The sequence below is a fragment of the Janthinobacterium sp. SUN120 genome (assembly GCF_030397735.1).
Taxonomy (GTDB): Bacteria; Pseudomonadota; Gammaproteobacteria; order Burkholderiales; family Burkholderiaceae_D; genus Janthinobacterium; species Janthinobacterium kumbetense.
In genome coordinates this window covers 206,503-228,924 of the sequence record NZ_JAPUBW010000006.1, presented here as the reverse complement: position 1 = coordinate 228,924, position 22,422 = coordinate 206,503, and the positions used below count along the sequence as shown (strand labels likewise).

The window sequence follows — 22,422 nt, the reverse complement described above, 5'->3', positions numbered from 1 at the left end:
TTCCAGTATCTTGTGGCGTGTTGTTGCGTGTTTTATGTGGCGCTGACGGTGCGCAAGGCAGCGAGCAATTGCGCCAGCTGCGCCTTGTCGCGTTCGAGCGCCGCCAGGCTGGCCTCGAAGCCGGCGATTTTCTGTTCCAGGCTGCCCGTGGCGTCGTGGATGCGCTGGATCGAGGCAAAGCGCAGTTTCAGCTGCGCCTTGTACTCGACGATCTGCGCTTCGAGCGGCGCCATGATGACTTTCAGCCAGGCGCTGGCGTCGTCGTTGGCGTTGGTGAAACTGCGGCGCACGCGCGAGGCGATGGTGTCGAAGAATTTCTCCATCAGCACGACCCGGCTGGTGGTGAGCAGGGTGGCCGTGCCAAACTGCTTGTGGTACACGGCTTCGATATCGGCGATCTCCTGGCGGTAGCGGGCCAGCGAAAACGGCATCGGCAAGGCCAGCGCCAGGCCATGTTCGGTGGCGAATTTTCGGTACATCACGTTCATCATTTCCGTGATCTCGGCCGTCTTGCCTTCCGAGCGATCCAGGTTCCGGGTGATGCGCTCGAAATACTGGCGCACGGCTTCGCGCAGGCCCGTGAAAAAGCGGCTGCGCTGCATGGCGGCGCGCACGCCATCGATATCGTCGCGCACGATGTCCATGCCCAGGCTCGTATAGAGTTCCGTCGACAGGCGGGTAAACACGGCGCGCGTGGCCTGCAGCTTGAACAGGCTGCTGTCGAATTCCTTCTTCTCGATATCGACGCGGCGCATCATGTGCGCGATCACGCTCTGGTTCTTGCCGCGCAGGCTGTGCAGCTCGTGCAGCTGCTCGGCGATGCCGCGCGCGCGGGCCGCCGCCTGCACCTGCTGCGCCGCCTCGATGGCGTCCAGGTCGAACGCCAGCTGGCGCCGGATGATGTCCTTGCGCGCGGGGATCAGCTCCTCGAACAGGGCCGTCTCCAGCGGCAGCAAACGGCTCTTGTCCAGAAGCGCCGCATCGTGGTTGATCTTGCCCACCAGGGCCTTTTGCGCCGAGACGGGAAACACCTGGCCGGCGTCCAGCGTCAACAGATGTGCCACGCTGGCCTGCTGGCGTTCGATGGCTTGCGCCACTTCGGCATCGCCGCGCAATTCATCCCACATGCTGTCGATCTTGTTGAGCACCACCAGGCGCCCCGCGCCGGCGCCGATATGGTTGCGCCATACTTCGATATCGCTGCGCGTGACGCCCGTGTCGGCCGCCAGGATGAACAGCACCGCGTGCGCATTCGGGATCAGGTTCAGGGTCAGTTCCGGTTCCGTGCCGATGGCGTTCAGGCCGGGCGTGTCGAGAATCACCAGGCCCTGTTTCAGCAGCGGATGGGGGAAGTTGATGATGGCGTGGCGCCACATGGAAATTTCCACCTGGCCGTCCTCGTCGAGCATGGCGGGGGCATCCGCGTCGTCGGCGTCGTACAGGCCGTAGCGCGCCGCTTCTTCCACGCTGACTTTTTTCGTCAGGCTGACCTGGCGGATGGCTTCCTGCATGTCGCCGCCCGCCTCGATGTTCAGGGGCAGGACGGCCCAGGCGGCGGGCAGGTCGCGGTAGTCGCTGGTCGACAGGTTCTGCGCGCGCGTCTCGATGGGCAGCAGCCGGATCGATGGCGGCCAGGCCGCGTCGTACAGCAGCTCGGTGGGGCACATGGTGGTGCGGCCCGCGCCCGAGGGCAGGATGCGCTGGCCATAGCCGGCAAAGAAGATGGCGTTGATCAGCTCGGATTTTCCGCGCGAGAATTCCGCCACGAAGGCTACGGACAGGCGGTCGTCAGTCAGGCGGGAGCCACAGCGTGCCAGGCGCAGCGCGGAGGCGCCGTCGACCAGACCCGCCGCGCTGGCGGCTTGCCGGTATGCCTGCAAGGCGGCCTGCACGTCCTGCCGCCATGCGCTGTATTGTTCCAAGTCTCTGACCATCTGGCTCCCTCTGTGAGTGTGGCTATTTCTGGCAATTCACGCAGTAAAACGTGGAACGCTGTCCCTGCACGATTTGCCGGATCGGCGCGCCGCACACGCGGCATGGCTTGCCCGCGCGGTTGTACGTGAAATACGTCTGCTGGAAGTAGCCGGACTGGCCGTTGACGCCGATGAAGTCGCGCAGGGTGCTGCCGCCCTGCACGATGGCTTCGGCCAGCACGTCGCGGATCGATTGCGCCAGTTTCTCATAGCGGACCAGGCCGATGCGCCGGGCTGGCGTCTTCGGGTTGATCCCCGCGCGGAACAGGCTTTCGGAACAGTAGATATTGCCCACGCCGACGACGATGTCGCCCGCCATCAGCACCTGCTTGATGTTGGTGCCCTTGTTGCGCGTTTTCTCGAACAGCAACTGCCCCGTGAAGCCGCCTTCCAGCGGTTCCGTGCCCAGGCCGCGCAGCAGCGCGTGGCCATCCAGCGGGCCGTCGGCCTCGTCATGCCACAGCACGGCGCCGAAGCGGCGCGGATCCGTCATGCGCAGCACCTGGCTGCTGCCGTCCGCGTCTTCCACGACGAGGTCGAAATGGTCGTGCTTTTGCGCCTCCGTCCCTGTGGGCAGCACGCGCAAATGGCCCGACATGCCCAGGTGGATGATCAGGGTGCCGTGGCGGAAGTGGATCAGCAGGTATTTGCCGCGCCGCCCCGTCAGGCCGATGGTTTGCCCCGACAATTGTTCGCCCAGGGCAGGGGGGAAGGGCCAGCGCAGGCCATCGCGGCGCAGCACGACGGCACGCACGGCGCGCCCTTCGATGTGGGGCGCGACACCGCGCCGTGTGACTTCGACTTCTGGCAATTCTGGCATAGGGCTCGAATGGTGGAAAACCGGGTAAAAAACAGGCGGGTCGCCGGCCGATGGCTGGCCCGGGCACGCTACGCCGCCACGACGTATATATTTCGTTACATACGTGAAGTACGCGATAGCCGCGTTGGGCGTAGAATCAAACTTTGCCGTTTAGCCAGGATCAGCCTTTGAAAAACGCTTTCGCCATTGTAACCTTGTCCGCCCTGATGGCCACGCATGCCATGGCACAGACGCCTGTTGCCCCCGCCGATGGGGCGGCCAGTCCCGCTGCGGCCGCTGCGCCGCCAGCGCCCGGTATCGAGTCCGGCGACGACGCCAAGGGCGAGAAGCTGCCCAAGGTCGAGTTGAGCAGCGATTTGCTGTACAAGCTGACCAAGGCTGAAATGGAATTCAAGAGCGGCCAGTGGCAAGGGCCGTATGTGACGATGATGGTGGCGGCGCAGCAGACGCGCGACCCGCGCCTGGCGCGCCGCGCCTCCGAAATGGCGCTGGCCGCCAAGCAGGGCGGCGAAGCGCTGGCGGCCATCCGCCTGTGGCGCGAGCTGGCGCCCGAATCGGATGAGGCGACCCAGTTCTTCCTCGGCTTCGTCGTCCTGACGGACAAGATCGAAGAAGCAGAACCGATTTTTGCCGAGCGCCTGGCCAATGCGCCGCCGGGCGCGCGCGGCGTGGCCCTGTTCCAGATGCAGCAGATCCTGTCGCGCTCGAATGACAAGCTGTATGCCTATTCGATGGTGACGCGCCTGGTGCAGCCCTACCTGGACATGTTCGAAGCCCACCTGGTGCTGGCGCAGGGCGCCTTGTCGATCGGCGAGCGTGAGCGCGCCATCGGCGAAGCGAACAAGGCGTTGGCGATCAAGCCGAACTCCGAGCTGGCCGCGCTGACCCTGGCGCAGGTGACGGGCGAGCCCGAGGCGGCAGGCAAGGTGCTGGCCGCCTTCCTGCAAAAGAATCCGGACGCCGTCGAAGTGCGCGGCGCGTATGCGCGCCTGCTGGTCGAGCAAAAACAGCTGGAGCTGGCACGCGACCAATTCCTGCTGCTGCTGAAAAGCCAGCCCGACAACCTGGGCGGCCTGTATGCGCTCGGCATCGTGGCGTTGCAGCTGGAAGACACCAAGGGCGCGGAGCAGTACTTCAAGCGCTTCCTGGCCGTGCTCGACAAATCCCCTGGCGACGCGCGCGATCCGTTCAAGGCCCTGATGATACTGTCGCAGATCGCCGAAACGCGCGGCGACACGGCCGGCGCCATCGCCTGGCTGGACAAGATCGACAACAGCGCGTCCGCCGGTTATGTCGAGGCGCGTTTGCGCCGCGCCCAGCTGATCGCCCGTGGCGGCAATCTCGATGCGGCGCGCAAGGCGCTGACGGAAATCGAAACGGACGATCCGGCAAGCCAGGCGCAGGTGCTGCTGGTCGACGCGCAATTCCTGCGCGATGCCGGCTACGTGCAAAGCGCCTATACGGTGCTGGAAAATGCCTTGCTGCGCTTCCCCGATAATCCGGAACTGCTGTACGACTATGCCTTGCTGGCTGAGCGCCTGGATAAACTCGAACTGATGGAAGCGAGCCTGCGCCGCGTGATGGCGCTGGCGCCCGACAACCAGCACGCGTATAACGCCCTCGGTTACTCGCTGGCCGAACGGGGCATCCGCCTGCCGGAAGCCCATGCGCTGATCGAAAAAGCCTTGCAGATGGCGCCGGGCGACCCGTTCATCATGGACAGCATGGGCTGGGTGCAGTTCCGCATGGGCAACCTGGCGGCCGCGGAAAACGCGCTGCGCCGCGCCTATGCCGTGCGCAGCGATCCGGAAATCGCCGTCCACCTGGGCGAAGTGCTGTGGCAGAAGGGCGACAAGGCCGAAGCGCAAAAGCTGTGGCGCGAGGCGCAAGGCAAGGATCCGAAAAACGACGCGCTAAAAAGCACCCTGGCGCGCTTGAATGTCAGTTTGTGATTGAATCGATTAACTCAACTATGAAAAACCAGCGCCATGGCGCTGGTTTTTCCTTGTGTCCATGTCCAAACCCATGTCCAAACATTTCCTGCCCCTGACGGTCCTGTGCCTGGCCCTCTCGGCCTGCTCGACCCTGACTTCTCCCTTTTCATCCGGCGCCGCGCCATCGGGCGAAGCCGTGGCGCCCTACCGGGAACAGGTGGAGTTGACGGGCCGTTTGAACGTCGTGTACCAGAAGGATGACAAGCCCGAATCGGCCACCGTCAATTTCAACTGGCTGCAGACGGCCGCGCGCACGGATGTGACCCTGTATACGCCCGTCGGCAGCACCCTGGCGACGATCGCCGTCACGCCGCAGCAGGCCGTGTTGACGCAAAGCGGCAAGGCGCCGCGCAGCGCGCCCGATGTCGATACCCTGAGCGCGCAGATGCTGGGCTGGTCCCTGCCCGTGTCGGGCTTGCGCGACTGGCTGCAAGGTTATGCCGTGGGCGCCGATGGCAAGCGCTTCGTCGCGTCACCGGCCAATGACAGCGTGACAACCAAAGACGGCTGGCGCTTGCGCTATGTGTCGTGGCAAGATGCTGCTGAGAATACACCGGGCGCCTTGCCCCAACCGCGGCGTATCGATGCCGAACGCACCACCAGCGCGCAGGCCGATGCCGTCTCGCTGCGCATCGTGCTCGATGCCGCCCCATCCACACCTGCACCATGACATTGACGACCCTGAATCATTGCCCGGCTCCCGCCAAACTGAACTTATTTCTGCACGTTAACGGCCGCCGCGCCGATGGCTACCATCTGCTGCAGACGGTGTTCCAGTTGCTCGACCATGGCGACACCTTGCACTTCGCGCTGCGCGACGACACGCTGATCCGCCGCGTGACGGCACTGGCCGGCGTGCCGGAAGAGCAGGACCTGATCATCCGCGCCGCGAAACTGCTGCAGGCGGAAGTGCTGCGCCGTACGGGCGCCTTGCCGCGCGGCGTCGATATTGCCATCGACAAGGTGCTGCCCATGGGCGGCGGCCTGGGGGGCGGTTCGTCCGACGCGGCCACGGCCCTGATGGCCTTGAACCGCCTGTGGCAAGCGGGGTTGAGCCGCGAGGAATTGATGGCGCTGGGTTTGCCGCTGGGCGCCGATATCCCGTTTTTCATCTTTGGCGAAAACGCCTTTGCCGAAGGCGTGGGCGAGGCCCTGCAGCCCGTCGCCACGCCCGAATGCTGGTATGTGGTGATCGAGCCGGGCGTGCAAGTGCCTACCGCCGCAATTTTTTGCGCGGAAGGCTTGACGAGAAATACCGAACCCGTCACAATAGCGGACTTTTCCAGGCACCTCGCAGAAGGAAACGATGCGGGCGGGTTTGGTAAGAATGATTTACAGCAAGTGGCATGCAGTCTTTTCAAGCCGGTAGCAGATGCGGTAGAATGGCTGGGTGCTTACGGTGAGGCCAGGATGACTGGTTCCGGTGCTTGTGTGTTTAGTGCGTTTGGCAGTCAGGAAGAAGCGGATGCGGTGCTCAGCAATGTGCCACCAATCTGGATCGCCTGGAAGGCAAAAGCGCTGAATCGCCACCCGATGCTCACGGTGTTGTAAAGAGCAAAAAAAGATTTTGCTTAGCGTCAAATAGTCGGTATAATACTGGCCAACATGACGGCAAGCAGTCAGTAACGTAGGGGAATCGCCAAGCTGGTTAAGGCACTGGATTTTGATTCCAGCATGCGAAGGTTCGAATCCTTCTTCCCCTGCCAAAATTTCACCGTAGTCTGTCGATGCGAAGTTAGCGTCCAGTACGGGAAAAAGCAGATATGTCGCCACGCGGCATATTCTAAACAATGACTGACCGGGCCTATGCCCGGTTAGTGCTTTTCAAGACTTCTATATCACCTCTTGGGACTCCCATGGCTTACGAAAACCTGATGGTTTTTACCGGCAACGCGAATCCAGCGTTGGCAGAGGGGGTCGCAAAAAACCTCGGCATCCCTCTCGGTAAAGCAAACGTTTCGAAATTCTCCGACGGCGAAGTAATGGTCGAGATTAACGAAAACGTACGCGGCAAGGATGTTTTTGTTTTGCAATCCACCTGTGCTCCAACCAACGACAGCCTGATGGAAATCATGCTGATGGTTGATGCCTTGAAACGTGCTTCCGCTGGCCGCATCACCGCCGCGATTCCTTACTTCGGCTACGCCCGCCAAGACCGTCGTCCACGCTCCGCGCGTGTGGCAATTTCGGCCAAGGTGGTGGCGAACATGCTGGAAGAAGCCGGTGTCGAGCGCGTCCTGATCATGGACTTGCACGCTGACCAGATTCAAGGTTTCTTCGATATCCCAGTCGACAATATCTACGCTTCGCCAATTTTGCTGGGCGACCTGCAAAAGAAAAACTACCAGGATCTGCTGGTGGTGTCGCCGGACGTCGGCGGTGTGGTACGTGCGCGCGCTCTGGCAAAACGCCTGGGCTGCGACCTGGCCATCATCGACAAGCGTCGTCCAAAAGCGAACGTGTCGGAAGTAATGAACATCATCGGTGAAGTCGAAGGCCGCAACTGCGTGATCATGGATGACATGGTCGACACGGCAGGCACCCTGACGAAGGCTGCCGAAGTGCTCAAAGAGCGCGGCGCGAAAAAAGTCGTGGCGTATTGCACGCACGCGGTGCTGTCGGGCCCGGCGATCGACCGTATTTCGGCCTCGCCACTCGATGAGCTGGTCGTGACCGACACGATCCCCCTGTCCGAAGCGGCCCTGGCCTGCGGCAAGATCCGTCAATTGACGTGCGCGCCGCTGCTGGCCGAGACGTTCAAGCGCATCATCAAGGGCGATTCGGTTATTTCCCTCTTTATCGATTAATTCGACAAGAGCAGCAACAAACGTCACCTGCGGCGCGACCGGCTTTTTGCCTGTTGCGCCGTAGTATTTTAGTTTTCGGGGCGCGTATGCGCCCATTTTCGAAGATTCCTGGTCGCGGGAATCTTCATAACACAAGGCGCAAGCCTTGTTCTTCTTGGAGTTTCACATGAAAGTTATCGCATTTAAACGCGAATTGCAAGGTTCCGGAGCGAGCCGCCGCCTGCGCATTTCCGGCCAAACCCCTGGTATCGTCTACGGTGGCGCTGAAGCCCCAGTGCTGATCTCGCTGGATCACAACGCCCTGTACCACGCGCTGAAAAAAGAAGTGTTCCACTCGTCGATCCTGGACCTGGAAATCGACGGCGTTTCCCAGCAAGTTCTGTTGCGCGACTTCCAAGTCCACGCATACAAACAACTGGTTCTGCACGCTGACTTCCAACGCGTTGACGCTAAGCAAGCTATCCACGTGAAAGTTGCTCTGCACTTCACGAACGCTGACGTTTCCCCAGCAGTCAAACTGCACGGCGCGACCATCAGCCACGTAGCCAACGAAATCGAAGTTTCGTGCCTGCCAGGCCAACTGCCAGAATTCATCAACGTTGACCTGTCGAACATCGACGTCGGTCACTCGCTGCACGTTGGCGACCTGGTCCTGCCAGCTGGCGTGACCGCGGTCACCCACGGCGCCAACCTGACCATCGCTACCGCTTCGGTACCGGCTGGCCACGTTGCTGCTGAAGCCGCTGCTGCTGAAGTTGTTGCTGACAAGAAGTAATTTTGCCGCCGCAGCAATGCGGTAGTTGCAAGGAAAAACCCGTCCGGTTCGCTCCGGACGGGTTTTTTTCTGTCCGTTTTCACCGATAATACGTTTTTACACTGCAGACACAGCCATGCCCATACGCCTGATCGTCGGCCTCGGCAACCCGGGACCCGAATACGAACAAACCCGTCACAATGCCGGTTTCTGGCTGGTGGACAACCTCGCCAACAGCTTGCCCGGCACGCGCTTGCAGCGCGATTCGCGCTACAACGCCATGCTGGCCAAGACTTCCATCGGCGGCAACGAAGTCTGGCTGCTCGAACCGCTGACCTTCATGAACCGCTCGGGCCAGTCCGTGGGCGCGCTGGCGCGTTTCTTCAAGATCGCCGCCGATGAAGTGCTGGTCGTGCACGACGAACTCGATCTGATGCCCGGCATCGCGCGCCTGAAGAAGGGCGGCTCGGCCGGCGGCCATAATGGCTTGAAGGACATCACGGCCGCGCTGGGCACGCAGGATTACTGGCGCTTGCGCCTGGGTATCGGCCATCCGCGCACCCTGAGCCTGCAGCAGCAGGTGGCTGACTTCGTGCTGCACCGCCCGCGCCGCGAAGACCAGGAGCTGATCGAGCAAGCGATAGAAAAATCCTTGCAAGTCATGCCGCAGATCGTCGAAGGCAAGTTCGAGGCGGCGACCATGAAGCTGCATACGGTCTGAGAACAGGGCCTGATGGCGTCACGATACGACTGTTTTGGCGTCATTTGCCCATCATCGGACTGTTGAAGCGCGCGGGACACGGGTACAATTGACCCCTTGAAATGCAGCACACGCACTATCCCCGGAAAAGGGTGAACAATCGCCCCGTTTTCCCTAACAGCACGGCAAGCACGCCGATAGACGGCGCCATGTGCTTTGATTATTAAAGGTTTTCCCATGAGTCTCCAATGCGGTATCGTCGGCTTGCCGAACGTCGGCAAGTCCACCCTGTTCAATGCACTGACGAAAGCCGGCATTCCGGCTGAAAACTATCCGTTCTGCACCATCGAGCCGAACGTCGGCGTCGTCGAAGTGCCGGATCCACGCATGGATGCGCTGGCCGCCATCGTCAAGCCGGAACGCATGGTCAACGCCATCGTGGAATTCGTCGACATCGCCGGCCTGGTGGCGGGTGCATCGAAGGGCGAGGGCCTGGGCAACCAGTTCCTGTCGCACATCCGTGAAACGGATGCCATCGTCAACGTCGTGCGCTGCTTCGAAGATGACAACGTCATCCACGTGGCAGGCAAGATCAACCCGCTCGACGATATCGAAGTTATCCAGACCGAACTGGCGCTGGCCGACATGGGCACCGTGGAAAAAGCCATCCACCGCGAAAACAAGAAAGCCCGCTCGGGCGACAAGGATGCGGCCAAGCTGCTGGCCATCATGGAACGCATGATGCCGTACCTGAACGACGCGAAACCCGTGCGTGCGATGGGCCTGGACGCCGACGAAATGGAACTGATCAAGCCTTTGTGCCTGATCACGGCCAAGCCGGCCATGTTCGTGGCCAACGTGTCCGACTCGGGCTTCACGAATAACCCGCTGCTGGACCAGCTGACGGCCTATGCGCAATCGCAAAACGCCCCCATCGTCGCCATCTGCGCGGCGCTGGAAGCGGAAATCGCCGACCTGGACGATGCCGACAAGGGAGCTTTCCTGGCCGACATGGGCATGGAAGAGCCTGGCCTGGACCGTCTGATCCGCGCCGGCTACAAGCTGCTGGGCCTGCAAACCTACTTCACGGCAGGCGTGAAGGAAGTGCGCGCCTGGACCATCCCCGTCGGCGCCACGGCGCCGCAAGCGGCCGGCGTGATCCACACCGATTTCGAACGCGGCTTCATCCGCGCGCAAACCATCGCCTATGACGACTTCATCGCCTACAAGGGCGAGGCGGGCGCCAAGGAAGCGGGCAAGATGCGCGCCGAAGGCAAGGAATACGTCGTCAAGGATGGCGACGTGCTGAACTTCCTGTTCAACGTCTAAGGACAGATGCTTGCTGGCGAGCGCCAGCAACATACTGCATTCGTCCATCGCGAAATGCCGCTCAATGTATTTGAGCGGCATTTTTTGTTTGTCTATTTGAAAAGGCCTGCCATGCAGCCGGAGAAACAACCGCTCGTTTCCATTGTCATGGCCACGTATAACCGGAGCAATATCCTCGGGTACGCTATTCAGTCGGCACTCGCCAGCACCGTGCAGGATTGGGAACTGATTATTGTCGGCGATTGCTGCACCGACGATACCGCCGAGGTGGTCGCCGCGTTCGGCGACGCGCGTATCCGCTTTGTGAATCTGGAAACCAATTACGGCGAGCAGACGGGGCCCAACAATCTCGGCGTCAGCCTGGCACGCGGCACCTATCTGGCATTCCTGAACCACGACGACCTGTGGTTGCCCGATCATTTGCAAAGCAGTATTGAAGTCCTCGAGCGCACCGGGGCCGACCTGGTCTTTGGCCTGGGACTGGTGGTTTTGCCGGTCGGGTATCACATGGTGGGGGCGCTGGCAGACGGCGTGCAACCGTACCGTCCGTGGATGGATGTGCCCGCTACCCTGTGGGTCATGCGGCGCGAGCTGGCCCTGCAGATCGGCCCATGGCAGCCCTCATGGGAAGTGCGCTGCTGGCCGTCGCAAGCCTGGCTGCACCGCGTATATCGCGCGGGGCGGCCGATGCTGGCCCATTCTCGCATCGGCGCCATCCTGATCCAGTCTGGCACCCGCAGCAATGCCTACCTGGACCGGCAACACGCCGAGCATGCGTTCTGGTGGACGCACATGCAAGATCCGTTGAATATTCTGCAGGCTGTCACCACGCTGTATGGCAAGGTGGGGCGTGAGCGTCTTATCGCACCGCTACAGTCCGCGATAACGGCCATGAAAGCATTGTCACGCCGTCTTTGTTATATGTTGGGGCTGTGGCCGCCGCATCCCGGCTTCTGGCTCAAATATTGGCGCAAAGGCACATTTTTACGTGAATTACGCCATCGCCGGGGATTGAAGGACATGCCGCGGCGATAGATAATACGGTTGCAATACATAAGAGCATTTTTATAAAAATTCTAGGGGTAGATCTGGTGGTTGAGAAAGATAACTGGTTGTTGGTTGGCGCGAAGCAGGATGGTGTCAGTATTACCAAGGAATGGAAGCCGACAACGCCTTCCTTGATCGATGGCGTGATTTTCCAGGAAATCAAGCCTGTCTTGACGGCGTACGGCAGCCTGACTGAAATCTTCCGCACCGAATGGGTGCCTGATGCTACAGCGCAGATTGGCCAGATATTTGCCTCGACCCTGGAGCCGGGCGGACTGAGCGCCTGGCATGCGCATGCCATCACGACGGACCGCCTGTTCGTGGCGGCGGGCCAGATGCGCGTGGTGCTGTACGACGCGCGCGAGGACTCGCCCACCTTTGGCATGCTCAACGAATTCAAGCTGGGCACCAGGCGTCCCGGCCTGCTCGTCGTGCCGCCGCGCGTCTGGCATGGCGTGCAAAATTACTGCAGCACTCTTGCCATCCTCGTCAATGCGGTGGACCATGCGTATCGCTATGATGCGCCGGACCACTGGCGCGTGCCGGCCGATTCGGACACGGTACCCTATCGCTTCTCCAACGACAGGCATGGCTGAGATGCCCGGCCCGGCTGAACGATGCGCCTGAACCGTCTCGCGGGTTTTTCAGCCGGCCCCATCTTGTCGCTGCTGTGCAGCCTGGCCACCGTTCCTGCCGTGGCCTGGCTGTTTCAGCCTGCCGACATCGGCAAGCTGGATTTCTTCATGACCGCATGCACGGTGGCCGGTTTGCTGCTGTCGCTGGGGCTGGATAAGGCTTTCCTGCATGAATACCATTACAGCACCGCGCGTAGCGGCTTGCTGAAAGCGTGCCTGCTGCCTGCGGTGTTGCTCGCGCCCGTGGCGCTGGCCGTGATACTCGTGTTTGCCGCGCCCGTAGCACAACTGTTATTTGATGTGGCGCAACCGGCACTGGCTGTCCTGTTCGCTGCCGGCATGCTGAGCGCCCTGGCCAATCGCCTGATCGCACAGCTGTTCCGCATGCAGGAGCGTGCCTGGGTGTTCAGCCTGGCGCAGGTATTGCCGAAAATATCGCTGCTGTTGCTGCTGCCTGTCCTGTGGTGGGATCCGCAGCGCAATTTCGTGCACCTGGCAAGCCTGGTCGTGGCCACCACCTGGCTGGTCACGCTATGGCTGTTGTGGCATGCGCGCGTATCGCTGGCGCATGCCTGGAATACCGCCGTGGACCGGGTGCTGCTGCGGCGCCTGCTTTCCGAGGCGGCGCCCCTGCTGGTGAGCGGGATTTTTTATATGTTCATGTTGTCGGCCGGCATGGGTTTGCTGCGTTTCTTTGCCGGCTTTGACGAGCTCGGCATTTATGCGCTGGCCACGCGCGTGGCCGCCGGCGCCTGGCTGGTGCAATCGATTTTTACGATTGTCTGGGTACCGCAAGTACACAAATGGGCGGCGGCCGGCGGCGGCCTGTCGAATATTGCGGCCATTTGCCGCCATGCGCAGGCCATCGTGGTGGTGGGCTTTTGCCTGGCGGGCGCCCTGGCCTGGCTGATCGGCTGGGTCTTGCCTTCCAACTATCATGGCGTCGCGTACCTGGCGGTGGCTACCGTCGGCCAGCCGCTGTTGTATGCCCTGGCGGAAGTGACCGGCGTCGGCATCAATCTGGCCCGCCGTCCGGCATTTTCCATCGCCGCCTTTGCGGCCGGCTTGCTGGGCACCTTGCTGGCGGGCGCCGTGCTGGTGCCGGGCCATGGCGCCACGGGCGCCGCCGTGTCTCAACTGATGGGCTTCCTCGTGTATTTCGTCGTCAAGACAGAGCTGGGCATGCGCGTCTGGCGTCCGCTGCCGCGCCGTTCGCTGTACCTGAGCACCGCCCTGCTGTCGCTGCTGGCAGCGGGCCACGCATTTTTTGCCCAGCGCCTGGGGGTGCTTGCTCCGCTGGCGTGGGGTGTGCTGCTCGCTGCCGCACTGCACGTCTACCGGCCTTCGTTGTGGGCCGCTTTCAGGCTCTTCAGGCCCGTCCGGCAGCAGGGCTGAGGGCGTTTGCTGCCCGTCGCCGTATTGCGTTTTCCTCGTCACTCCGCGTACAATGAGAATAATTCTCATTTATAATCCGATGCGCCTGTTCTTGCCGGCCGTTGGCGACAGGAAGGGTATCGTGAGCACCGCCGAGTTAGCGCTTCAGCAGCAAGTCAGCAGTCTGTACACCGACCACCATCACTGGCTGCGTGGCTTGCTGCGCCGTAAACTCGGCAATGCCTTCGATGCGGCCGACCTGGCGCACGATGTGTACCTGCACCTGATGAAGACGGGGCGCATGCCGCCGGCCGGGGAGTCGCGCCGTCACCTGACGCAGATCGCCAACGGCATGGTCATCGACCTGTACCGCCGCCGCCAGATCGAGGCCGCCTACCTGGAAGTGCTGGCCCTGGTGCCCGAGGCGCTGGCGCCGTCCGAGGAAGAGCGCGCGCTGGTGATCGAGGCGCTGACGGAAATCGATGCGGTGCTGCACCGGTTGCCCGCCAAGGCGCGCAAGGCCTTGCTGCTGTGCAAACTCGATGGCCTCAGCTATCGCGACATCGCCGCCGAATTGCAGGTGTCCGTCTCGTCCGTCGAAAAATACATCGCCGCCGGTTTGCTGGCCTGCTACCAAGCCATGCACGCGCCGGACGCCTGAGCCATGGAGGTGGTGATCGCGCCCGCCGTCGTGCAGCAGGCTGCCCAGTGGATGGCGCGCCTGTGGTCCGATGACGCAAGCGACGAAGACCGGGCTGCCTGTGCCCGCTGGTGCGCCGCCCATCCGCACCACGCCATCGCCTGGCAGCGTTTGCAAGCGTTCGAGGGCAAGCTGCACAGCGTGCCGCGCGATGCGGCCCGGCACGCGCTGCGCGAACCGGCGCCCGCCGCCTACCTGAACCGCCGCCGTGCCCTGAAGCTGCTGGCCGTGCTGCTGCCCGTGGGCGGCATGGCGTATATGCTGCGCGGCACGGATGCCTGGCAAGTGGCCACGGCCGGCCACGGCACGGCCACGGGCGAGGTCCGCGAGATTACCTTGCCTGACGGCACGCGCGTGATGCTGGCCTCGGCGTCCGCCATCGACGTGCGCTTCGATGCCAGCGAGCGCTTGCTGATCCTGCGCAGTGGCGAAATCTTCGTCACCACGGCGCACGATCCCGACCCGGCTCAGCGGCCTTTCCGCGTGCAGGGCCGCCACGGCACGGTGCAGGCGCTGGGCACGCGTTTTACCTTGCGACAAGACGAACACACGTCGCGCGTGGCCGTCTTCGAGGGCGCCGTCGAAATACGCCTCGCGCATGCGCCCGGCCACGCCGTGGGCATCGCCACGGGCTACGGCGCCATCTTCTCGGCGGACATCGTGCAATCGGCCGCCCCCGTGCCGGCCAGCGCGGCCGCCTGGACGAAGGGCGTGCTGGTGGCCGACAACATGCGCCTGGACGACCTGCTGGCGGAACTGGCCCGCTATCGCCCCGGCCTGCTGCGCTGCGACCCGGCCGTGGCCAGCCTGAGCGTCAACGGCGTGTTTTCCCTGCGCGACACGGACCGCGCGCTGCATAACCTGGCGCTGGCCTTGCCCGTGCAAATCCTTGCGCGCACGCGCTACTGGGTGACGGTGCAAGCCATACCGCAAGCCGCTGCCTGACAATTTTTCGGGCCCGATTGAGGGTTTTGCATTCTCGTTCGGGATATAGGGTGAGAGCCACCCTTATTCATTGACCTTATGCACGTTTTTTCCCGTTTTTCCCATGCGTAGCCAACGCCGCCAGCCCGGCCCGATCAGCCGGATACTGCACCCCATCCGCGGACGCCTGATCGTCGCCGCCGTGCTGGCCGGCACGGGGTCCATGCTCACCCTGGTGCCCTTGGCGGGCATCGCGCAGATCGCGCAAATCGCCATGGCCCCCGCGCTGGCGCCGGACGCTGTGTGGCCGATCATCGTCGCCAGCGTCGCCTGCCTGTTCCTCGGCATGGTCCTGATGTCGCTGGGCGAACTGGCCGCACACCTGGCCGACAACCACCTCACGCATCGATTGCGCCTGCAAGCCATGCAGCGCCTGGGGCAGGTGCCGCTGGGCTGGTTCACCAGCCGGGCCTCGGGCGAGGTCAAGCAGGCGATGCAGGACGACATCAATACCCTGCACAGCCTCACGGCGCACTTCTATACGACGACGGGGCGCGCCGTGGGCGCCATCGCCATCTCCGTCGTGTATCTATTCGCCATGGATTGGCGCCTGGCCCTCATCGCCATCCTGCCGTTTCCCGGCTTTTTCCTGTTCTTCGGCCGCGCCATGAAAGCCAGCGGCGGCAATATGGAGCAATTCGTCGCCGGCATGGGGCGCATCAACAATGCCGTGGTGGAATTCGTCAACGGCATTCCCGTGGTCAAGGCGTTCGGCGCCACGGGACGCGCGCACGGCAGCTACCGCACGGCCGTCGATGCGTTTGCCGATGCGTTTTCCGCGTTTACCCGTCCGCTGGTCGGTTCCATGGCCAACGCCAACGCGCTGATCGCGCCGGCCGCCGTGCTGGGCGTGGTGGTGCTTGCCGGCACGGCCTTCGTGGCCCTGGACTGGATTGCGCCCGTCGATATCCTGCCGTTCGCGCTCGTGGCGCCCGGCATTTCCGCGCCCATGCTGCTGCTGCATTACCTGACGCATGACCTCAACAACGCCACGGGGGCGGCCCAGCGCGTGCAAGCCTTGCTCGACACGCCCGTGTTGGCGCAGCCCGCGCCGGAGCAGCAGCAGTTGCCCGACGGCACGGAGATCCGCCTGGAAGGCGTCGGCTATGCCTACGATGGACACAACAAGGTGCTGTCGGATATCACGCTGACCTTGCAGCCCGGCACGGTGACGGCCATCGTCGGCGCTTCCGGTTCCGGCAAGTCGACCCTGGCGCGGCTGCTGCTGCGCTTTTTCGACCCGACCGAGGGGCGCATCACCCTGGGCGGCGTCGACCTGCGGCACATCGCCACGCCCGAGTTGTACCGGCGCATCGGTTTCGTGCTGCAGGAAGTGCGCCTGATCCACGCCAGCGTGCGCGAGAACATCGCGCTGGGCCGGCCATCGGCCAGCATGCACGAGATCGAACAGGCGGCGCGCCTGGCGAACATCCATGAACGCCTCCTGGCCTTGCCGCGCGGCTACGATTCCGTCATCGGCGAGGATGCGCAATTGTCCGGCGGCGAGTTGCAGCGCGTGAGCATCGCCCGCGCCGTGCTGCTCGACCCGTCCGTGCTGGTGCTCGATGAAGCGACGGCCGCGGCCGATGCGGAAAACGAGGTGGCGATCCAGGACGCGCTGTCGCGCTTTGCCCGGGACCGCACCTTGCTCATCATTGCGCACCGGCTCGACACGGTGATGCATGCCGACAACATCGTCGTCGTCGAGAACGGCGCCATCGTCGAACAGGGCAGCCATGCCGGCTTGCTCGCCGACAAGGGCCGCTATGCGCAACTGTGGGCGCTGGGCGGCTATCAGGATTTCCAGGAAGACGCGGTGCTCCCATGCTGAAAACGTTTATTCAACTGCTGGGCGATGACGCGCCCGTGTTCCGCCGCTACTGTGCCATGGCGCTCGCGTATGGCGTGCTCAGCGGGCTGACCATCACGGCGCTGGTGCTGGCCCTGGGCCGCCTGCTGGGCGGCGACGTGGGCGGCGCGGCCCTGTGGCTGCTGGTGCTGCTGGCCGGGCTGGTTGCCTGCTGGGTCTGGCGGCGCCAGGTGGAAAAGGCCGGCGTGCGCGTGGGCGTGACGGTGCTGCAAGGGGCGCGCCAGCGCCTGGGCGACCACGTCGCGCGCTTGCCCGTCGGCTGGTTCACGCCGGACAACACGGCAAAACTGGGCCACGTCATCACGCAAGGCATGATGAATGTGGCCCAGCTGCCCGCCCACGTGTTGACGCCCGTCATCTGCGGCGCCGTCACGCCCGTCGTGATGCTCATCGCGCTGTTCGCGCTGCACTGGCAGCTGGGTCTCGTCGCGCTGCTGGCGCTGCCGCTGCTGGCCGGCGCCTTGCGGCTCACCGCGTACCTGGGCCAGCGCGCCGACGATGCCTATCACCACCATTTTGCCCAGACCAGCCAGCGCCTCGTTGAGTTTGCGCAAGCGCAATCCGTCTTGCGCGCATTCAATGGCAACGGCAGTGGTGCAGCTGACGGCGGCACGCGTTTCCTGCAGCAAGCGATCGATGCGCAGCGCCACGCGGGCACGCGGCTCATTTACCTGTCGGCGCTGTCGTCGGTGCTCAACGCCTGGACCGTGCAAGCCATTTTCGCCGCCTTGCTGGCCGCCGCCGCGCTGTGGCTTGACAGCCTGGCGGGCGGTGCTGCCGGCGCGGGCGACGCCATCGCCGTCATCGTGGCCTTGCTGCTGGTGGTGCGCTTTGTCGACCCGCTGCAGGAAGTGGCCAGCTATGGCGAAGTGCTACGCGGCGCACGCGGTCCGCTCGACGCGGCGCGCGATATTTTCGCCGTGCAGCCGCTGCCGGAAGCAGACAAGCCGCAGGCGCCGCGCGATGGCGCCGTCGAATTGCGCGGCGTGGCTTTCCGCTATGCACAGGATCAGGCCGACGTCTTGACGGATATCAACCTGCGCATTGCGCCGGGCAGCATGACGGCGCTGATCGGCGCGTCCGGCTCCGGCAAGACGACCCTGGTGCGCCTGATCGCGCGTTTCTTTGACGCCAGCGCAGGCGCGGTGCTGGTGGGCGGCGTCGATGTGCGCGATATGTCCAGCGAGCAATTGGCTGGCCAGATCAGCCAGATATTTCAGGACAGTTATCTGTTCCAGGGCAGCATCGGCGACAACATTCGCATCGGCAAGCCTGGCGCCACCGATGCCGAGGTGCGGGACGCGGCGCGCCAGGCGGGCGTGGCCGAGATCATCGCCCGCCTGCCGCAGGGACTCGATACCCTGGTCGGCGAGGGCGGCGCGCGCCTGTCCGGCGGCGAACGCCAGCGCATCGCGATTGCCCGCGCCCTGGTCAAGGATGCGCCGATTTTGCTGGTCGATGAGGCGACGGCTGCGCTCGATGCGGAAAACCAGGCGGCCATCGCCGAAGCGCTGGCGCGGCTGCGCGGCAAGCGCACGGTGATCGTCATCGCGCACCAGCTGTCGACGGTGGCCATGGCCGACCAGATCGTCGTGCTGGACGGTGGCGTGATCCGCGAGCAAGGCGCGCCAGCCACCTTGCGCGCGCAGCACGGCCTGTACGCGCACTTCCTGGCCCAGCGCCAGGAGGCCAAGGGCTGGCGCATCGCCGCGCCCGCCCGCCAGGCTGGAACGGAGTTCCGCATTTGACACGCGCGCGTCTGTTCTTCGTCTTCTTCCTGCTGTGCTGCGCGTCCTTGCTGGTGGGCGCCAGGCAGATGGAGTGGGCGCAGCTGTTGTCCTCGTCCGACGCGCCGTCCGCCGATGCATGGCTGACCCTGACGGCCAGCCGCCTGCCCCGCCTGGCGGCGCTCGTGCTGACGGGCGTGGGCCTGTCCGTGTGCGGCGTCATCCTGCAGCACATCGTGCGCAACAAATTCGTCGAACCGGCCACCTCGGGCGGTCTCGACGCGGCCAAGCTGGGCATCCTCGTGGCGCTCACCGTGGCGCCCGCGGCGGGCACGGCCGGCAAGATGGCGTTCGCGCTGGCCTTCTGTTTTGCCGCCAGCCTCGTGTATGTGGCCCTGATCCGCCGCATCCGCTTCAAGAATACGATACTCGTCCCCGTCATCGGCCTCGTGTATGGCGGCGTGCTGAGCGCCGTGGCCGAGTTTTATGCTTACCGCAACAACATCCTGCAAAGCATGCAGGGCTGGCTGCTGGGCGATTTCTCGAAGATCGTGCAGGGTAACTATGAAATCATTTATCTGATCCTGCCCATCGTTGCCCTGACGTATTTGTATGCGCAGCGCTTTACCGTGCTGGGCATGGGCGAGGGCATGGCCACCAGCCTGGGCTTGAACTATGGGGGCACGGTGGCGCTGGGCCTGATGCTGGTGGCCGTCACGGTGGCGGCCACGGTGATCACGGTGGGGGCGATCCCGTTTGTCGGGCTGGCCATCCCCAACCTGGTGGCCTTGCGCTACGGCGACAAGCTGGACCGCACCCTGCCCATTGTCGCGCTGGGCGGCGCGTCGCTGCTGCTGGCCTGCGACATCGCGGGGCGCTTGCTGATCTATCCATTCGAAGTGCCCATCGGCCTGACGGCAGGGGGCGTGGGGGGCGTGCTGTTCCTCATGTTGATCATCCGGGGGCGGCGATGAGGCGCCGTTTGAACCAGCGCATGCTCTGGTTGGCCGCGTTGGCCCTGGCGCTCGCTTTCCTTTTCATCGGCGCAAATCTGGATGTCGATTACGTCATTCCCAAGCGCATGTCGCGCCTGGCCGCCATCGTCATCGGCGGCGTTTGCGTGGCCGTCTCTTCGATTGTGTTCCAGACCATCGCCGGCAACCGCATCCTGACGCCGGCCGTCATGGGTTACGAAGCCGTGTATTTGCTGCTGCAATCGCTGCTGATCCTCGCGATGGGCATGCACAGCGTCGTGCTGCTGGGGCAGAACGGCAATTTTGTCGTGTCGATCGCACTGATGCTCGCGTATTCCTGGGCCATCCACTATTGGCTGTTTCGTGATCGAAAGAACAACGTGTATTTCCTGTTGCTGCTGGGATTCGTGCTGACGATGGTGATCGGCACATTTACCCAGTTCATCCAGTTGCGCATCAGTCCCGGTGAATTTGCCATCTTGCAAGGATTCAGCCAGGCCTCGTTCAACAAGGCGCAGCCCGTGCAGTTGCTGTACTCGGCCGTGCTGGCGGGCGCCGCCTGCGTGGCCGTGCTGAAAACCTTGCCAGCGCTCGACGTGCTGGCGCTGGGGCGCGAGCAGGCCATCTCGCTCGGTATCGATTACCGTCGCATGGTGCGGCTGCAGCTGGCGCTGATCGCCGTGCTGGTGGCGGTGTCGACGAGCTTGCTGGGACCGACGGCCTTCATGGGCATCTTTGTCGCGAACACGACTTACGCCCTGGCCCGCACGGCGCGCCACCGCGTCACCTTGCCGCTGGGCTGCGCCATCGCCATCGCCATCTTCCTGGCCGCCCAGTTGCTGGTCGAACACGTTTTCAATTACCGGACCACGGTTGGCATCCTCGTCAACCTGGTGTGTGGCGCCTATTTCCTCGCGCTCATGGTCCGCATCCGAGGTACAGCATGATCCACGTCAAACAGATTGACAAAAGCTACGGCGAAAAGCGCGTGCTGGCCAAGGTCAGCGCGCAGTTTCCCAGGGGAAAAGTGACGTCCTTGATCGGCCCGAACGGCGCCGGCAAGACGACCTTGCTGATGCTCATCGCGCGGCTGCAGGAAGCGCATGGCGGCGAGATTACGATAGACGGGCGCAGCATTGCAGCCATCCAGATCCGGGACTATGCACGACTCGTGGCCACCCTGCGCCAGTCACCCGATTTTCACTTGCGCCTGACGGTGGAAGAGCTGGTCGCCTTCGGCCGCTTTCCCTACAGCCGTGGCGCGCTGACAGAGCGGGACCGGCAAGCCATCGATGACGCCATCGCCTTCCTGTCGTTGGAGCATCTGCGCCTGGCGTATGTCGATGAGCTGAGCGGCGGCCAGCGGCAGATGGCCTTCCTGGCCATGACGATCGCCCAGCAGACCGATATTCTGCTGCTTGACGAGCCGCTCAACAACCTCGACATGAAGCATGCCGTGCAAATCATGCGCGCGCTGCGGCGCCTGTGCGACGAGCAGGGCCGCACGGTGATCCTGGTGATCCACGACATCAATTTCGCCGCCAACTATTCGGACCACATCGTCGCCATGCAGGGCGGCGCCGTGCGCTTTTCCGGCCCCGCCCACGAAGTCGTCACCGAGGAACGCTTGCGCGCGCTGTACGACATCGATTTTCACATCGTGCGCAACGAGCGCGGCTGCGTCTGCAATTACTTTACCCCCACAGGAGCTTGAGATGATCTGGAACAAATCCCGCTGCGCGCTGGCCGTGCTGCTCGCCGCCATGGCCGCCCTGCAAGGCTGCACCGACAAGGCAGCCACGACGCCGCCAGCGCCTGCCGCCTCCGCGCCACCGCAGGCGTTTGCGCCCATCACCATCGAGCACAAGCTGGGCACGACGGTGCTCAAGCAGCGTCCCCAGAGGGTAGCCGTGCTCGACATGAACGAAGTCGATTTCCTCGACCAGCTGGGCGTGCCCGTGGCCGGCATGGTGAAGGATTACGTGCCGCATTTCCTCACCCGCTACAAGGAAGACCAGGGCATCCGCGACCTGGGCGCCATCGTGCAGCCGAATCTCGAGCATATCCACGCGCTCCAGCCCGATTTGATACTGATGACGTCGATCCAGGCCAACCATTACAAGGAACTGAGCCAGATCGCGCCCACCTTGCATTTCGACGTGGATTACCAGAACAGCGAGAGCAAGCACATCGAAGTGGTCAAGCAACACTTGCTGACACTGGGACGCATCTTCGGCAAGGAAGACATTGCCAACCGGAAATCCGCGGAGCTCGACGCCAAGGTGGCGGATGCGCGCAAGGTGACGCAGGAGCGTTCCGAGAAGGCGCTCATCGTGCTGCATAACAACGGCGCCTTCAGCTCCTTCGGCGTGCGGTCGCGCTACGGTTTTGTCTTCGACGCGCTGGGCGTGAAACCTGCCAGCTCGGCCATCGAGGCGGGCTTGCATGGCCAACCCATTTCCAGCGAATTCATCCAGCAAGCCAATCCCGACATCATCTATGTGGTGGACCGCACGGCCGTGATGGAACACCGTCCCGTCATGACGGCCGAACAGATGGCCAATCCACTGTTGCGCCAGACGAATGCCTGGAAGAACGGCCGCGTGGTCTTCGTCGATGCGGACGCCTGGTACATCACGGCGGCCAGCGTGACGTCGCTGAAACGGGTGATCGACGACGTGCTCAAGGGTTATCAGTGAGATAAATTATTTTCGTAATGAGTCGTATTTGCATT

General features: G+C 63.3%; 20 protein-coding genes and 1 tRNA gene. 19 read left to right on the top strand and 2 right to left on the bottom strand.

Annotated features, from left to right (window positions below; all coding sequences use genetic code 11):
• Positions 1–32 precede the first annotated feature (32 nt).
• Positions 33–1,934: a dynamin family protein gene (locus O0879_RS25500; RefSeq protein WP_289919428.1), complete on the bottom strand. Its 1,902-nt coding sequence runs from the start codon at positions 1,932–1,934 to the stop codon at positions 33–35.
• A 22-nt stretch (positions 1,935–1,956) separates the two neighbouring features.
• On the bottom strand, positions 1,957–2,793 hold the full coding sequence (gene mutM, locus O0879_RS25495; protein ID WP_289919427.1) for a bifunctional DNA-formamidopyrimidine glycosylase/DNA-(apurinic or apyrimidinic site) lyase: 837 nt from the start codon (positions 2,791–2,793) through the stop codon (positions 1,957–1,959).
• A 167-nt stretch (positions 2,794–2,960) separates the two neighbouring features.
• Here mutM and O0879_RS25490 point away from each other — a divergent pair, with 167 nt between their 5' ends.
• The 19 genes from O0879_RS25490 to O0879_RS25400 all read left to right on the top strand — a co-directional run bounded on the left by O0879_RS25490 (position 2,961) and on the right by O0879_RS25400 (position 22,387).
• Positions 2,961–4,745 (top strand): tetratricopeptide repeat protein, encoded by a 1,785-nt coding sequence (locus O0879_RS25490; RefSeq protein ID WP_289919425.1) that lies wholly within the window; start codon positions 2,961–2,963, stop codon positions 4,743–4,745.
• A gap of 73 nt (positions 4,746–4,818) precedes the next feature.
• Positions 4,819–5,457, top strand: coding sequence for an outer membrane lipoprotein LolB (locus tag O0879_RS25485; RefSeq protein ID WP_289899511.1), 639 nt, complete (start codon positions 4,819–4,821; stop codon positions 5,455–5,457).
• Positions 5,454–6,338 (top strand): 4-(cytidine 5'-diphospho)-2-C-methyl-D-erythritol kinase, encoded by an 885-nt coding sequence (gene ispE, locus O0879_RS25480; protein WP_289919423.1) that lies wholly within the window; start codon positions 5,454–5,456, stop codon positions 6,336–6,338. Before O0879_RS25485 ends, ispE begins: the two co-directional genes overlap by 4 nt.
• Before the next feature lie 78 nt (positions 6,339–6,416).
• A tRNA-Gln gene (locus O0879_RS25475) sits at positions 6,417–6,493 on the top strand.
• A gap of 150 nt (positions 6,494–6,643) precedes the next feature.
• Positions 6,644–7,594, top strand: a complete 951-nt coding sequence (locus O0879_RS25470) for a ribose-phosphate pyrophosphokinase (RefSeq protein ID WP_034753270.1) — start codon at positions 6,644–6,646, stop codon at positions 7,592–7,594.
• Positions 7,595–7,760: 166 nt separating this feature from the next.
• Positions 7,761–8,369 carry a 50S ribosomal protein L25/general stress protein Ctc gene (locus O0879_RS25465; protein WP_077408940.1) on the top strand — a complete coding sequence of 203 codons (609 nt, stop codon included), beginning with the start codon at positions 7,761–7,763 and terminating at the stop codon, positions 8,367–8,369.
• A gap of 115 nt (positions 8,370–8,484) precedes the next feature.
• On the top strand, positions 8,485–9,069 hold the full coding sequence (pth, locus tag O0879_RS25460; protein ID WP_289912372.1) for an aminoacyl-tRNA hydrolase: 585 nt from the start codon (positions 8,485–8,487) through the stop codon (positions 9,067–9,069).
• 216 nt (positions 9,070–9,285) lie between these two features.
• Positions 9,286–10,377, top strand: a complete 1,092-nt coding sequence (gene ychF, locus O0879_RS25455; RefSeq protein ID WP_086145737.1) for a redox-regulated ATPase YchF — start codon at positions 9,286–9,288, stop codon at positions 10,375–10,377.
• Between the two features lie 6 nt (positions 10,378–10,383).
• Positions 10,384–11,412 carry a glycosyltransferase family 2 protein gene (locus O0879_RS25450; protein ID WP_289919420.1) on the top strand — a complete coding sequence of 343 codons (1,029 nt, stop codon included), beginning with the start codon at positions 10,384–10,386 and terminating at the stop codon, positions 11,410–11,412.
• Between the two features lie 56 nt (positions 11,413–11,468).
• Positions 11,469–12,020 carry a dTDP-4-dehydrorhamnose 3,5-epimerase family protein gene (locus tag O0879_RS25445; protein ID WP_289912370.1) on the top strand — a complete coding sequence of 184 codons (552 nt, stop codon included), beginning with the start codon at positions 11,469–11,471 and terminating at the stop codon, positions 12,018–12,020.
• Positions 12,021–12,041: 21 nt separating this feature from the next.
• Positions 12,042–13,454, top strand: coding sequence for an oligosaccharide flippase family protein (locus tag O0879_RS25440; RefSeq protein WP_289919418.1), 1,413 nt, complete (start codon positions 12,042–12,044; stop codon positions 13,452–13,454).
• Positions 13,455–13,575: 121 nt separating this feature from the next.
• A complete protein-coding gene (locus tag O0879_RS25435) occupies positions 13,576–14,094 on the top strand; it encodes a sigma-70 family RNA polymerase sigma factor (protein ID WP_289919416.1) in 519 nt (172 codons plus the stop codon).
• Positions 14,095–14,097: 3 nt separating this feature from the next.
• Complete coding sequence (locus O0879_RS25430; RefSeq protein ID WP_289919415.1) at positions 14,098–15,078, top strand: FecR domain-containing protein; 981 nt, start codon at positions 14,098–14,100, stop codon at positions 15,076–15,078.
• A 103-nt stretch (positions 15,079–15,181) separates the two neighbouring features.
• Positions 15,182–16,948: an ABC transporter ATP-binding protein gene (locus O0879_RS25425; RefSeq protein ID WP_289919411.1), complete on the top strand. Its 1,767-nt coding sequence runs from the start codon at positions 15,182–15,184 to the stop codon at positions 16,946–16,948.
• Positions 16,942–18,735 (top strand): ABC transporter ATP-binding protein, encoded by a 1,794-nt coding sequence (locus O0879_RS25420; protein ID WP_289919408.1) that lies wholly within the window; start codon positions 16,942–16,944, stop codon positions 18,733–18,735. The genes O0879_RS25425 and O0879_RS25420 overlap by 7 nt, the downstream gene beginning before the upstream one ends.
• The gene (locus tag O0879_RS25415) at positions 18,732–19,688 is read left to right on the top strand and encodes an iron chelate uptake ABC transporter family permease subunit (protein WP_289919407.1); all 957 of its coding nucleotides are present in this window, start codon (positions 18,732–18,734) and stop codon (positions 19,686–19,688) included. The genes O0879_RS25420 and O0879_RS25415 overlap by 4 nt, the downstream gene beginning before the upstream one ends.
• On the top strand, positions 19,685–20,635 hold the full coding sequence (locus O0879_RS25410; RefSeq protein WP_289919405.1) for an iron chelate uptake ABC transporter family permease subunit: 951 nt from the start codon (positions 19,685–19,687) through the stop codon (positions 20,633–20,635). Before O0879_RS25415 ends, O0879_RS25410 begins: the two co-directional genes overlap by 4 nt.
• Positions 20,632–21,402, top strand: coding sequence for an ATP-binding cassette domain-containing protein (locus O0879_RS25405; protein ID WP_289919403.1), 771 nt, complete (start codon positions 20,632–20,634; stop codon positions 21,400–21,402). The genes O0879_RS25410 and O0879_RS25405 overlap by 4 nt, the downstream gene beginning before the upstream one ends.
• Position 21,403: 1 nt before the next feature.
• The gene (locus tag O0879_RS25400; protein ID WP_289919400.1) at positions 21,404–22,387 is read left to right on the top strand and encodes a siderophore ABC transporter substrate-binding protein; all 984 of its coding nucleotides are present in this window, start codon (positions 21,404–21,406) and stop codon (positions 22,385–22,387) included.
• The last annotated feature ends 35 nt before the right edge of the window (positions 22,388–22,422 follow it).